The 11,838-nt window shown below is 75.5% G+C and carries 13 protein-coding genes; 6 read left to right on the top strand and 7 right to left on the bottom strand.

The annotated features are described in order from the left end of the window. Nucleotides 1-1,204, top strand: a 1,204-nt coding sequence (locus OF117_RS21045; RefSeq protein ID WP_263554815.1) for an MMPL family transporter, incomplete at its 5' end; no start/stop codon positions are given. A 93-nt stretch (nucleotides 1,205-1,297) separates the two neighbouring features. On the opposite strand, the gene OF117_RS21040 is transcribed toward OF117_RS21045, so the two are convergent. Together OF117_RS21040 and OF117_RS21035 are read right to left on the bottom strand one after the other, a co-directional pair. Then, nucleotides 1,298-2,185, bottom strand: a complete 888-nt coding sequence (locus OF117_RS21040) for a GGDEF domain-containing protein (RefSeq protein ID WP_263554814.1) — start codon at nucleotides 2,183-2,185, stop codon at nucleotides 1,298-1,300. After that, entirely contained in the window at nucleotides 2,182-2,349 is a 168-nt protein-coding gene (locus tag OF117_RS21035) for a hypothetical protein (protein ID WP_263554813.1), read from the bottom strand. The genes OF117_RS21040 and OF117_RS21035 overlap by 4 nt, the downstream gene beginning before the upstream one ends. A 64-nt stretch (nucleotides 2,350-2,413) precedes the next feature. Here OF117_RS21035 and OF117_RS21030 point away from each other — a divergent pair, with 64 nt between their 5' ends. Further along, nucleotides 2,414-3,355 (top strand): hydroxymethylglutaryl-CoA lyase, encoded by a 942-nt coding sequence (locus OF117_RS21030; protein WP_263554812.1) that lies wholly within the window; start codon nucleotides 2,414-2,416, stop codon nucleotides 3,353-3,355. A 75-nt stretch (nucleotides 3,356-3,430) separates the two neighbouring features. Continuing rightward, nucleotides 3,431-3,958: a flavin reductase family protein gene (locus tag OF117_RS21025; RefSeq protein WP_263554811.1), complete on the top strand. Its 528-nt coding sequence runs from the start codon at nucleotides 3,431-3,433 to the stop codon at nucleotides 3,956-3,958. A gap of 60 nt (nucleotides 3,959-4,018) precedes the next feature. On the opposite strand, the gene OF117_RS21020 is transcribed toward OF117_RS21025, so the two are convergent. Next, complete coding sequence (locus OF117_RS21020) at nucleotides 4,019-6,400, bottom strand: SpoIIE family protein phosphatase (RefSeq protein ID WP_263554810.1); 2,382 nt, start codon at nucleotides 6,398-6,400, stop codon at nucleotides 4,019-4,021. Between the two features lie 114 nt (nucleotides 6,401-6,514). Here OF117_RS21020 and OF117_RS21015 point away from each other — a divergent pair, with 114 nt between their 5' ends. Beyond that, nucleotides 6,515-7,162, top strand: a complete 648-nt coding sequence (locus OF117_RS21015) for a hypothetical protein (RefSeq protein WP_263554809.1) — start codon at nucleotides 6,515-6,517, stop codon at nucleotides 7,160-7,162. 25 nt (nucleotides 7,163-7,187) lie between these two features. On the opposite strand, the gene OF117_RS21010 is transcribed toward OF117_RS21015, so the two are convergent. The 4 genes from OF117_RS21010 to OF117_RS20995 all read right to left on the bottom strand — a co-directional run bounded on the left by OF117_RS21010 (nucleotide 7,188) and on the right by OF117_RS20995 (nucleotide 10,462). After that, nucleotides 7,188-7,673 (bottom strand): hypothetical protein, encoded by a 486-nt coding sequence (locus tag OF117_RS21010; protein WP_263554808.1) that lies wholly within the window; start codon nucleotides 7,671-7,673, stop codon nucleotides 7,188-7,190. Continuing rightward, nucleotides 7,666-8,031, bottom strand: a complete 366-nt coding sequence (locus tag OF117_RS21005; protein ID WP_263554807.1) for a hypothetical protein — start codon at nucleotides 8,029-8,031, stop codon at nucleotides 7,666-7,668. Before OF117_RS21005 ends, OF117_RS21010 begins: the two co-directional genes overlap by 8 nt. A gap of 170 nt (nucleotides 8,032-8,201) precedes the next feature. Next, entirely contained in the window at nucleotides 8,202-9,194 is a 993-nt protein-coding gene (locus OF117_RS21000; protein WP_263554806.1) for an aldo/keto reductase, read from the bottom strand. Between the two features lie 149 nt (nucleotides 9,195-9,343). After that, nucleotides 9,344-10,462: a response regulator transcription factor gene (locus tag OF117_RS20995; protein ID WP_263554805.1), complete on the bottom strand. Its 1,119-nt coding sequence runs from the start codon at nucleotides 10,460-10,462 to the stop codon at nucleotides 9,344-9,346. Nucleotides 10,463-10,769: 307 nt separating this feature from the next. Here OF117_RS20995 and OF117_RS20990 point away from each other — a divergent pair, with 307 nt between their 5' ends. Beyond that, on the top strand, nucleotides 10,770-11,105 hold the full coding sequence (locus OF117_RS20990) for a DUF6616 family protein (RefSeq protein WP_263554804.1): 336 nt from the start codon (nucleotides 10,770-10,772) through the stop codon (nucleotides 11,103-11,105). 83 nt (nucleotides 11,106-11,188) lie between these two features. Next, complete coding sequence (locus tag OF117_RS20985) at nucleotides 11,189-11,749, top strand: hypothetical protein (protein WP_263554803.1); 561 nt, start codon at nucleotides 11,189-11,191, stop codon at nucleotides 11,747-11,749. The last annotated feature ends 89 nt before the right edge of the window (nucleotides 11,750-11,838 follow it).

Genomic DNA, 11,838 nt, shown 5'->3' with positions numbered 1-11,838 from the left:
CGGCGGCTCCGGCGGCGGCTCGCGGCCGGCCGGGGAGCGGTGGGCGCGGCTGGTCACCCGGCGCCCCCTGGTGACGGTGCTGGCCACGCTGGCCGGCCTGGCGCTGCTCGTCGTCCCCGCGCCGCAGCTGGCGCTGGCGCTGCCCGACAACGGGTCGGCCGCGCCGGACACGCCGCAGCGGCAGGCCTACGACCTGGTCAGCGAGCACTTCGGACCCGGCGTCAACGGCCCGCTGGTCGTGCTGCTCGACGGGCTGGACCCGGCGGCGGCGCTGCCAGCAGCCCAGCAGGTGGCCGGCGCGCTCGGCGGCGCGCCGACCGGCACCCCCGGGGAGTTCGAGGGGGGCGTCGACGGCGTGGCCTACGCCGCGCCGCAGGTCCTGCCGGACGGGACGGCGGCGATCGTCAGCGTCGTCCCGGACAGCGGACCGCAGGACGAGGCCACCAGCGACCTGGTCGCCCAGCTGCGCGACCTCGCGCCCGAGCTGGCGGCGCAGACCGGTGCCGACGTCGCGGTGACCGGCCAGACCGCGGTGGCCATCGACGTCTCCGACCGGCTGCGCGGCGCGCTGCTGCCGTTCGCGCTGGTCGTCGTGGGGCTCGCCCTCGTCCTGCTGCTGCTGGTCTTCCGGTCGGTCCTCGTGCCGGTGAAGGCCGCCGCCGGGTTCCTGCTGTCGGTGGGCGCCTCGTTCGGCGCGGTGGTCGCGGTGTTCCAGTGGGGCTGGCTGGCCGACCTGTTCGGTGTGCCGACCACCGGCCCGGTGATCAGCTTCCTGCCGATCATCCTGATCGCGGTGCTCTTCGGCCTGGCCATGGACTACGAGGTCTTCCTCGTCTCCCGCATGCGCGAGGAGTACGTGCACGGGGCGGCGCCGCGGGCCGCCGTCCTACTCGGTGCGCGGCACGGGTCGCGGGTCGTCGTGGCGGCTGCGCTGATCATGTTCTCGGTGTTCGCCAGTTTCGTCGCCATCGACGACGTCATTGTCAAGGCCATCGCCTTCGGGCTGGCGGTCGGCATCGTGGTCGACGCCTTCGTCGTCCGGATGACCCTCGTCCCCGCCGTCCTGGCGCTGCTGGGCCGGTCGGCCTGGTGGCTGCCGCGCTGGCTCGACCGGATCGTCCCCGACCTGGACGTCGAGGGCGCGCGGCTCGGCCCGGTGCCGCCGGTCGCCGTCGAGCGGGAGCTGCAGCCGTCCGCCCGCTGACCACCGGGCATTGGATGCTTTGCCTGCGTTCTGGCTCCCGTGACGCAGGCAAAGCTTCCTATGCCCCGGCCGGAGGGAGCGGCTGGACGGCGGTCAGCGCCGGTTGCGGGCCTTGTCCTCGTACATCCGGTCGTCGGCCTCGCGGACGACGCGCTCGAAGGCGTCCTCGGGGTCGGTGCCCCCTGGCGTGGCGCCGATGCCGATGCTGATGCCCAGCGTCACGTCGGTGCGGTCCAGCTGCAGCGGTTCGGTGACGGCCTGGCGCAGCCGGTCGGCCAGCACCCGGGCGTCGGCCGGCTCGGTGTTCTCGCAGACGATGGAGAACTCGTCGCCGCCGAGCCGCGCCGCGGTGTCGCTGGCCCGCAGCACCGAGCGCAGCCGGTCGGCGAAGGCAACCAGCACCCGGTCACCGGTCGGGTGCCCGAGCTCGTCGTTGATCGCCTTGAAGTTGTCCAGGTCGATGATGAGGACGCAGGTGGGCGTGCTCTCCCGCTTGCCCCGGCTCAGCGCGTGCCACAACCGGTCCTGGAAGAGCACGCGGTTGGGCAGGCCGGTCAGCGGGTCGTGCAGCGAGCGGTGCACCAGCTGGGCTTCCAGCGCCTTCCGCTCGGTGATGTCCTCGACGATCATCACCAGGTGCGGTGCCTGCCCCTGCGGCCCCGGCTCCACCCAGGACGCGGTCACCTGCACGGGCACCTCGCTGCCGTCGGCCCGCACCAGCCGGGTCTCGTGCCGCATCGGCCGGTCGCGGTGGCTCATCAGCGAGGTGTGCGCCTCCTGGGCCGCCACGGCGCCGTCCGGGTGGACCAGGTCGAGCACCGACCGCCCCGACAGCGCCTCGGCGCGGACGCCGAGCATGGTCTCCAGCGCGGGGTTGGCGTCGAGCATCACGCCCGAGGGCGTGGTCAGCGCGACCCCCATCGGCGCGTTGGCGAACACGCTGCGCCGGTCCGCCGGGGGCAGCGCGTCCACGTCGTTCACGCCTCCTCCTCGCTCGCGCCCGCCGGACCGGCGTCCGGCGTTGCGCGCTCACCGTGCGACCAGGCGCGCTCGGCCACGGCGCATCCCTCGACGGCGACCATCTTGCGCGACGACGGGGCTGCCGCGTCCAGCCGGAGCCCCGTCGGCGCCCCGGGTCGCGTCACCCGTCCCACCAGCCCCGAGGGCAGGATGGGACAGGACACCGGAAACGGGACGGAGGGAGACACCGTGAACGAGTTCGACCTGGTCCTGCCCGCCGCGGTCGATGTGCGGGAGGTCGGCATGCGCGACGGGTTGCAGCTCGAAGCCCCGCTCCCCCTTGCCGACAAGCTCACCATGCTGGAGGCACTGGTCGCCACCGGTGTTCACCGGATCGAGGTGACCTCCTTCGTCTCACCGCGCGCGGTCCCCGCGCTCGCCGACGCCGACCAGCTCGCGGCCGAGCTGTCGCGCTGGCCGGAGGTGCACTGGTCGGCCCTCGTCGCCAACCCGCGCGGTGCGGTGCGGGCGGTCGACGCCGGCATCGCCGACCTCGAGTACGTCGTGTCGGCCGCCGACGGGCACAGCCGCGCCAACGCCGGCCGGAGCACCGCCGAGGCGGTCGCCGCGGTGGGGGAGATCGCCGGCACCGCGCACGCGGCGGGCGGGACCCTGGAGGTGATCATCGCGACGGCCTGGGACTGCCCGTTCGACGGCCGGACGCCGATCCCGCGCACCGTCGACGTGGCCCGGGCCGCCGTCACCGCCGGCGCCGATCAGCTGTGCCTCGGCGACACCATCGGGACGACGACGCCGCTGCGCGTGGTCCAACTACTCGACGCCGTGCGGCGGGCCTGCCCCGGCGTGCCGGTCGGCGTGCACTTCCACGACACGCGCGGCACGGGCCAGGCCAACGCGCTGGCCGCCGTCCAGGCCGGGGTGACCCAGCTGGACGCCTCCGTCGGCGGGCTCGGCGGCTGCCCGTTCGCCCCGGGTGCCAGCGGCAACATCGCCACCGAGGAGCTGGTGTACATGCTGGAGGAGTCCGGCGTGCGCACCGGGCTGGACCTCGACGCCGTCCTGCGCGCCGCCGCGGTCACGGAGAAGGTGGTCGGGCACGACCTGCCCAGCTCGCTGCACCGGGCCGGCGGGCGCTCGGTGCCCCGCGGCACCCCCGACGCCGTGCGCTGACGGCCGTCGGCGTCGGGTCCGGTGCGGCCCGCGACCGCGGGCAGGTGACCGTCGAGCGTGGTTGTCTGGACGGCGATGAGCGGCGCACCCGACCCCGGGTCCCACCGGCCTCCAGCCGTCGACCCGGCCACGATGCGCGAGGTGCTCGGGCACTTCGCCTCGGGCGTCACGGTCGTCACCGCGCTGACCCCCGGCGGGCCGATGGGCTTCACCTGCCAGTCGTTCAGCTCGCTGTCGTTGGAGCCGCCGCTGGTCGTCTTCGCCCCTGCCCGCAGCTCGCGCACCTGGCCGCGGCTGCGCGACATCGGCCGGTTCTGCGTGAACGTGCTCGCGGAGGGCCAGGACGACCTCTCCCGCGTCTTCGCCCGGTCGGGCGCCGACAAGTTCGCGGGGGTGCACTGGGTGCCCAGCCGGCACGGCTCGCCGGTGCTCGACGACGTCGTCGCCTGGATCGACGGCGAGCTGTGGGCCGAGTACGACGGCGGCGACCACACCGTCGTCGTCGCCCGCGTCCTCGACCTCGGCGCCGACCCGCGGCGCCGTCCGCTGCTCTACCACCGAGGCGGCTACGGCCTCCTCACGCCGGACGACGCCCCGCGCTGAAGGATTCCGCGTCGGGGGCCTGGCCCGCGCGCCGCGCGAGGTGGGGACGCGGGGCCTGCGTCAGCTGAAGCGGACGGCGATGACGGCCACGTCGTCGCGCCGGTCCAGCGCCCCACCGACCGCGGCCTCGCACAGCTGCGCCGGCCCGGCGCCGACGGGCGCCGCGGCCAGCCGCTCGGCGAGCTCGGCGATCCCGGCGTCGAGATCGGAGCCGGGCCGTTCGATCAGCCCGTCGGTGTAGGCGACGAGCGTCGAGCCCGGCGGGACGTCGACGATCCGGGTGATCCGCCGGGTCGAGTCGTCGACGCCGACCAGCAGCCCGCTGACCCCGTCGAGCAGCCGCACCTCGCCCTCCGGTCCGCGCAGCAGCAGCGGCGGGTGGCCGGCGTTGGCAGCGTGCAGCCGCCAGGCCTCCCCCTCCCCCGTCGGGGGGACGGCGCGGGCGTAGACCATCGTGGCCATCGAGGCCACGTTCAGCCCCTGGACCAGCCGGTCGACGCGGGTGAGCACGACACCGGGCGTCGGGTCCTCGGCGTCCCAGACGCACGCGCGGATGAGGCCGCGCAGGTGGCCCATGGCCGCCGCGGCGGCGACGTCGTGGCCCACCACGTCACCGACGACGATGCCCACCGAGCCGTCGGGCAGGCGCAGCAGGTCGTAGAAGTCGCCGCCCACGTCGGCCGCCGTCGAGGCGCTCGCGTAGTGCGCCGCGGACTCGATGCCCGGGATCTCCGGGAGGTCGGGCAGCAGGGATCGCTGCAGCGTGTCGGCGACGGTGTGCTCCCGCTGGTAGAGGCGCACGTTGTCGATGGCCAGCGCCGCGCGGCGGGCGAGGTCCTCGGCGAGGTCGACGTCGTCCTGGGTGAAGCGCCGGTCGGGCGAGGCCGAGACCAGCGCCATCGCCCCGAGCGTGCGCCGCCGGGCGACCATCGGCACGGTGAGCACCGAGCAACCGCCCAGCCGGCGGAACGCCTCGCGGGCCACCGGGTTGACCACCGCCGTCTCGAGCACCTCGTCGGTCACGTCGGCCAGCAGCACCGGGCGGGCCGTCATCATGCTGCGCCGGCTGGGCGAGGAGTCGGGCAGGTGCATCACGTGCAGCGAGGTGAACAGCTCGAGGTCGTCCTCCCGGCCGTCGCGATGGCGGTAGGCCGCACCCCGCACGGTGCCGTACTCGTCGGTCAGCGTGACGTAGACCCAGTCGCACAGCAGCGGCACGGCCAGGCCGGCGAGCCGGTCGAGCAGGTCCTCCATCACGAGCGTGGCGCTCATCGTGCTGGTGGCCTCGGCCATGAGCGCCAGCCGGCTCTGCGCCCGCTCCGCCGCCGCCCGGGCCCGCTCGGCCTCGGTCCGGGCCTGCTCGGCGACCGCCTGCGCCAGCTCGGCCTCTTTGCGGGCGGCGCGTTCCGCGGCGAAGGCGGCCTCCCGCTCGCCCTCCACCCGCACCCGCTCGGTGACGTCGGTCTGCACCCCGACGTAGCTGACCAGCTCGCCCGTTCCGTCGAAGACCGGGTTGATGGAGAGCTGGTTCCAGAAGGCGGTGCCGTCCTTGCGGTAGTTCAGCAGGGTCGTGGTGATCTGGCGCCGCGCGGCCAGGCCCTGGCGGATCTCCTCGATCGCGGCCCGGTCGGTGGCCGCGCCCTGCAGGAACCGGCAGTTGCGACCGATCGCTTCGTCGGGGGAGTAGCCGGTCACGCGGCTGAAGGAGGGGTTGACCCACACGAGCGGGTTGTCCGGCTGCCGGGGGTCGGTGATGGTGAACGTGATGTCGGTGGCGACGACAGCCCGCTCGCGGAGCGCCTGCAACTGGGCCTCGGGATCGGTGGTCGGCGTCCGCTCGACCTCCAGGAACACGACCAGGGCCAGCTGCTCGGGACTGCCCGTCTGCGACAGCGGGAAGCCGGTGACCCACAGGAGTCGGTCGTCGGCCCCGGAGTCCTGCTCGGCGCGCTCGCGGACGCTGCTGCGCCCCGGTGACAGCCGGACGGCCTCCCCGGTGACCGGCCGGCCCTGCGCGACCATCGACAGCGGACCGCTGGTGCTCGCCAGTGGATGGCCGTTGAGGTCGGTGAGTCCGGCGGCGGCACCCCACCGGTCGACGTCGACGGGCAGCCGCACGTTGCCGGCGAGCTCGACCGCCGCCGCATTGGCGTACGTGACCGATCCGGCCTTCTGGTCTATGACCAGGACGGCGACCGGTACGCCGGCCAGCACACCGGGCAGGGCCGAGGCGGCGTTCCCCCGCTCCTCCTGCTCCGACACCGCGGCCGAGGCGGCGGTGACGATGCCCGCCTGCCGGCCGAGGTCGCGCTCGGTGTCGGCAGACAGCGCCTCTCCCATCGGTGCGCGGTCCGGGCCCTCGACCCGGCCGCTCGCCACGGCGGCGGCCACCTCCGGCGGGACCACCCGGTCCGGCTCCGGTGGGTCGCGATCGGGCGGCACGCAACGAATCTAGCCGGGAACGCAGCGGCAGTGCCATCACCCGGTGCGGCCGCCACGTGTGGACGGCGCGCCGCGGGGCACGACGGGGGCGCGACCCACACGAGGAGGCACGTCATGGGACTGCTCGACCGGCTGCTCGGCCGTGACCGCCCCGCCCAGTCGACCCCGGCGTCGCGGCCGGCCCCGCCGTCCGGTCCGGTGCCGCCGGCACCGTCCGGCACTCCCAGGTCCGAGGACGAGCGGGCCATCGAGCGCTACCGCTACCTGTTGCGCACCGCCCCGCCCGAGCAGGTCGAACAGGCGCACGCGGAGGCCTTCGCCCGGCTCACGCCCGAGCAGCGGCAGCAGGTGCTCGCCCAGCTCGCCGGTGACGTGCCGGCCGGCGAACGGCCGGGCTCCGACGATCCGCAGGCGCTGGCCCGCGCCGCGACACGCGCCGAGATGCGGGCGCCGGGCACCCTGGAGCGTGCGCTCGGCGGTGCGGGTGCGGGCCGCGGCGGCCCCGGCTTCGGCAGCATGGTCGGCGCGAGCCTGCTCGGCACCGTGAGCGGCCTGGTGCTCGGGACCGCGGTCGCCGATGCGCTCTTCGACACCCCAGGGGAGGCCGGCTTCGACGGTGCCGAGGGCGCGGGGGCCGCACCGGCCGACAGCGGCGACGGCTTCGCCGCCGAGGACCTCGGCGGCGGGTACTTCCACGGCGGTGACGCCGACGGCGGCCTGGGCGCCGGGGATCTCGGTGGCGGGGACCTCGGCGGCATCTGACGAGGGAGCCGCGCCGGCGAGCGGCTCACTTCGCCCGTCGGCCGCTCGGCCCGGCGGCCGCTCCGCCCGGCGGGCGCTCCGCCCGGGTGCGGGCGCGCAGCCACACGAGGCCGATCAACGGCAGCGCGAGCGGGACGAACAGGTAGCCGCTGCCGTACTGCGACCAGACCGTCTCGTCGGGGAACGCGTCGGGGCGGGCGAGCGACAGCGTGCCGATGCCGAGCACCCCGGCGAGCTCGAACAGGATCGCCGCGGCGGCGGTGCGCAAGCCACCGCGCCCGCCCCGCGCGAGCGCCACCGTGGCCACCAGGTAGACGGCCGCGGCGAGCGCCGACAGCAGGTAGGCCAGCGGCGCCTGCTCGAACCGCGTGCTCAGCTGCACCGCGGCCCGGGCCCCGGCGGCGAGGGCGAACACGCCGTACAGGGCGATCAGCACCCGGCCGAGGCCGCGTGCCCGCTGCCCGGCGGCCGGGCGCTCGGCGCGGGGACCGAGGGCGGACCCGTCAGGCACCCGCGGCCTCCCACAGCTGCAGCAGCCGCCAGCCCATGATCGCCACGACCAGGCCGGCGACAGCGACGATCGTCCCCGCCCAACGGGTCGGCTCGGTGCGCGCCCACAGCACTCCCGCGACCGGGACGAGCACGACCCCGGCCAGGTAGCTGACGAAGGTCGGGGTGTCGGCCGGCCGGTACCCGCCGGCCAGCCGGACGGCCGCGAGCGCGGCCTGCACGAGCAGCACCGCCTCGAGCAGTCCGGCTCCGACCAGGTGCGCCGGCCCGATCCGGCGGCGGGCCAGCGTGGAGGCCGCGCCGAGGACGGCGAGCAGCAGCGCCACCACCGTCGCGACGGTGACCAGGACGGCGCTCACCGAAGGCGACGGGAAGGCTGGCGGAGGGCACGCACGCGCCCCATCCTCCCGAACCCCGAGCGCGTGCGCCGACGCCCCTTTCGGCCCTCGGAACGGCGCGTCGGCGCACACGCTCGGCTCCTCGGGCGGCGCCCGTGGCCCTTGGTGCCGTCCCAGCGGGTGCCGGACGGTCAGCGGTGCACGGTGGACATGTCGGGGTAGCGGTCACCGGCGGTTGCGCCGGCCGGCGCGGCCTCGTCGAGCCGGCGGAGGTCCTCCTCGGACAGCCGGACGTCGGCCGCGCCGACGTTCTCCTCCAGGTAGCGCACCCGCTTCGTACCGGGGATCGGTACGACCGTCGGACCGCCCGCCCGGCCGCTCTGCGCCATCACCCAGGCCAGCGCCAGCTGGGTCGCGGTCACACCCTTCTCGTCGGCGATCCGACGGACGCGGTCGACCAGTTCCAGGTTCTGCCGGAACGCCTCGCCCTGAAAGCGCGGATTGCGGCGGCGGAAGTCGTCGGGCGCCAGGTCGTCGACGCTGCGGATCCGCCCGGACAGGAAGCCGCGGCCGATCGGCGAGTAGGCGACGAAGCCGATGCCGAGCTCCGCGCAGGTGGCCAGCGTGCCGTCGTCCTCGGGATCGCGGGTCCACAGCGAGTACTCGGTCTGCAGGGCGGTGACGGGCTGGACGGCGTGGGCGCGGCGGATCGTCGCGGGCGCCGCCTCCGAGATCCCGGCGTGCCGGACCTTGCCCGCCTCGACCAGCTCGCGGATCGCACCCCAGGTGTCCTCGACTGGCACCGACGTGTCGACCCGGTGCTGGTAGTAGAGGTCGATGACGTCCACACCGAGCCGCTGCAGGGACGCGTCGCAGGCCCGGCGGACGTAGTCGGGACGGCCGTTCACGCCGACCATCCCGCCGTCCGGAGTGCGCTCGTTGCCGAACTTGGTGGCCAGCACGACCTCGTCGCGGCGTCCGGCGATCGCCCGGCCGAGCAGCCGCTCGTTGGTGAACGGGCCGTACATGTCGGCGGTGTCGAGGAACGTGACTCCCAGGTCGAGGGCCCGCTGGACCGTCCGAACGGCCTCGGCCTCGTCCCCGGTGCCGTAAAACTCGCTCATCCCCATGCACCCCAGGCCCTGGGCGGAGACGGTCAGTCCGGCGAGTGCGCGTGTCTGCATGCCCGCGCTCCTGCCCATCCGGTTGGCCCGCGAACCGGCGACGCTGACCGCCGGATCGGGCATTGGAAGCTTCACCCCTGGTCTTCGACCGTTTACGGGGGGGCAAAGCTTCCTATGCCCGGGCTCGCCGCCCGGTCCTGGGATCGGGCTCAGCGCGGTCCGGGGCGGAACCACCCGGACGGGTCCAGCGCCGACCCGAGCCGGGGCGCGTACTGGTCGAGGAAGATCCGGGAGACCAGCTCCCGGCGGCTCCGCACGCCCGCCTTGTCGAAGATCGACTTGAGGTGGTCCTGGACCGTGTAAGGGGACAGGTACAGCCGTCGGGCGATCTCCTGCGTGTCGGCGCCCCGCAGCGCCTGGTGCACGACGTCGCGTTCCCGCTCGGTGAGCCCGAATGCCGCGACCACGAGCGGCACGATGTCCGGCGGACGGGCCTCCTCGACGCTGAGGACGACGTCGCGGCCGGCGGCGCCCGTGCTCGCCAGCGGAGCCGCGGAGACGACGAGGAACTGCCCCGACGGCGCCCGCACGCGCAGGCGGGGCGGCACGTGCGTGCGCCCGGCGGCGAAGGCCCGGGCCGCGGCGACGACCGAGAGCAGCGGCAGCGGGAGGACGCTGCCCGGAGCTCCGCCGAGCTCGGCGAGCCGGCGCTCGCCCGCCGCGGTGAGCTGCACGATCCCGTCGTCGGCACCGATGACCAGGACCGCGGGCCCGGTCCAACCCCCCGCCTCCGCCGGGGTCGACGCGACCAGCGCCGCGCGCAGCCCCGCGCCGATCAGCCCGGCGACGCGCCCCACGAGCACCGCCTCGTCGGTGCTGAAGCCGGCCCTGCCCGGCGGGCGGAACACAGCGAGCAGACCCCAGCTCGCCTCGCCGGACCGGAACATCGACCGCAGCTCGTGGGCCTGCCCGAACTGCGGCACGAGCAGCTCCCGCCAGCGTGCGCTGCGCTCCGGCCTGCCGCCGGTGTCGACCTCGAGCACGCCGACCGGCGACGGGCGGTGGACCAGGTCCCGGAACAGGTTGACGTCGTCGACCTCGTACTCGAACCGGGCGACCTCGGCGTCCAGGTGGTCGGGCAGCCCGACCTTGAACGTCCGGGTCACCAGCCCGGTCGCGGGGTCGGTCGTCGCCAGGCAGCCGACGTCGTGCCGCACCGCCCCACCGAGGAGGGAGAGCGCGTCCTCCGCGAACGAGTCCAGCGGCCGGCCCGCTCGGACCAGGCCCGACAAGGACCGGTGCAGCCGCTCGGCGCGCGGCGCGGACATGCCGGCCATGCTCGTCCTGCGCCGAGCAACGGGGAAGCCCTCGGCTCCCGGCCGGATCCGGGCCGCGTCCCGGGCCGCGTCCCGGGCCGCGTCCCGGGCCGTGGCACGACGGCGGCACGACGGCACGACGGCGGCAGGGCGGCACGACGGCGGCACGGCGGCACGACGGCGGCACGGCGGCACGACGGCGGCACGGCGGCGCCCGAGAACCCCAGATCCCCAGATCCCCAGATCCCTGGGATGGCCCTGCCGGCGGCCGCGCGATGTCCTCGACGTCGAACCGTCCGCCCGTCGAGGAGGGAGTCCGATGAGGATCTACATCGAGCAGTGGAGACCGCGGCCCGCGTGGCTCGAGCTCGACGCCGAGCAGCGCGCCGCGTTCGTGCAGCGCGTCGGCCCGGACCTGCAGGAGGTGGTCGAGAAGGGCGCCGAGCTCGTCGCGCTCGGACCGGCCGATCCGGGCACCGCGCGCAGCGGTGCACCGCAGTACTTCGCGGTGTGGCGCTTCCCGAGCCTCGACCTCGTGCAGGTGTTCGAGCGCAGGATCGAGGACGCGGGCTGGTACGAGTACTTCGACCAGGTCAACCTCGGCGGCGAGATCGTCGACCTCGGCGCCGTGCTCGGGCGGCTCGTCGCAGCCTGATCCGGCTGCGCCTCCGCAGCGGGCGACGCCGGCCCGTCCCGGCACCCCTACCACCACACCCCCGCTCCCACCGAGGAGTCGTCATGGTCTTCATGGCCTTGCTCGCCGTCGGCACCCTGCTCGCCGCCGCCGTCCCCACCGCGTCCGGCCGTCGACCGCTGCGCGACGCCGCCCGCATCGGGATGGCCGGCGCCATGGCCACCGCGGGCGTCACGCACTGGCTCATGCCCGCTCCGTTCGTCCAGCACGTCCCGCCGTTCGTCCCCGCTCCGGAGGCGGTCGTGCTGCTGACCGGCGTCGTCGAGGTCGCGCTGGGCGCGGCCCTGGTGGGGCCGGAGGCGTGGCGACGCCGGGTCGGGATGGCTCTGGCCGCCTACCTGGTCGCCGTCTTCCCCGCCAACCTGTACGTCGCCGTCGCCGGGATCGACGTGGAGGGCCAGCCCGACGGCTGGTTCTCGTGGTTGCGGCTGCCGCTGCAGGCGGTGTTCATCGGGTGGGCCCTCTGGAGCACCGCCCGGTCCACCGGTACGGCCGGCCGGCGACGTCCTGATCCGTACCGGGCCGCGGCGACCCCGGCCGCGGCGACCCCGGTCGCGACGAGCCCGGCCGCAGCGACCGGGCGGCACGGCCGGCCGCGCGGTTGAGCGCGACCGGCGCGTCGTGCCGGTACCTCGGGCGGCCGACGAGCCCCGGTCTCGACGGCTTCGAGGTGCTCCGCCGGCTGCGCGCGGCG

Source organism: Geodermatophilus sp. YIM 151500, from assembly GCF_025716945.1.
Lineage (GTDB): Bacteria > Actinomycetota > Actinomycetes > Mycobacteriales > Geodermatophilaceae > YIM-151500.
This window is presented reverse-complemented; position numbering and strand designations above follow the sequence as displayed.

Excerpts from the sequence above, each read along its gene's own strand:
- OF117_RS21025 (WP_263554811.1), top strand. The coding sequence starts at position 3,431 with ATGAGCGGCGCACCCGACCCCGGGTCCCACCGGCCTCCAGCCGTCGAC.
- OF117_RS21015 (WP_263554809.1), top strand. The coding sequence starts at position 6,515 with ATGGGACTGCTCGACCGGCTGCTCGGCCGTGACCGCCCCGCCCAGTCG.
- OF117_RS21000 (WP_263554806.1), bottom strand. The coding sequence starts at position 9,194 with ATGCAGACACGCGCACTCGCCGGACTGACCGTCTCCGCCCAGGGCCTG.
- OF117_RS20995 (WP_263554805.1), bottom strand. The coding sequence starts at position 10,462 with ATGTCCGCGCCGCGCGCCGAGCGGCTGCACCGGTCCTTGTCGGGCCTG.
- OF117_RS20990 (WP_263554804.1), top strand. The coding sequence starts at position 10,770 with ATGAGGATCTACATCGAGCAGTGGAGACCGCGGCCCGCGTGGCTCGAG.
- OF117_RS20985 (WP_263554803.1), top strand. The coding sequence starts at position 11,189 with ATGGTCTTCATGGCCTTGCTCGCCGTCGGCACCCTGCTCGCCGCCGCC.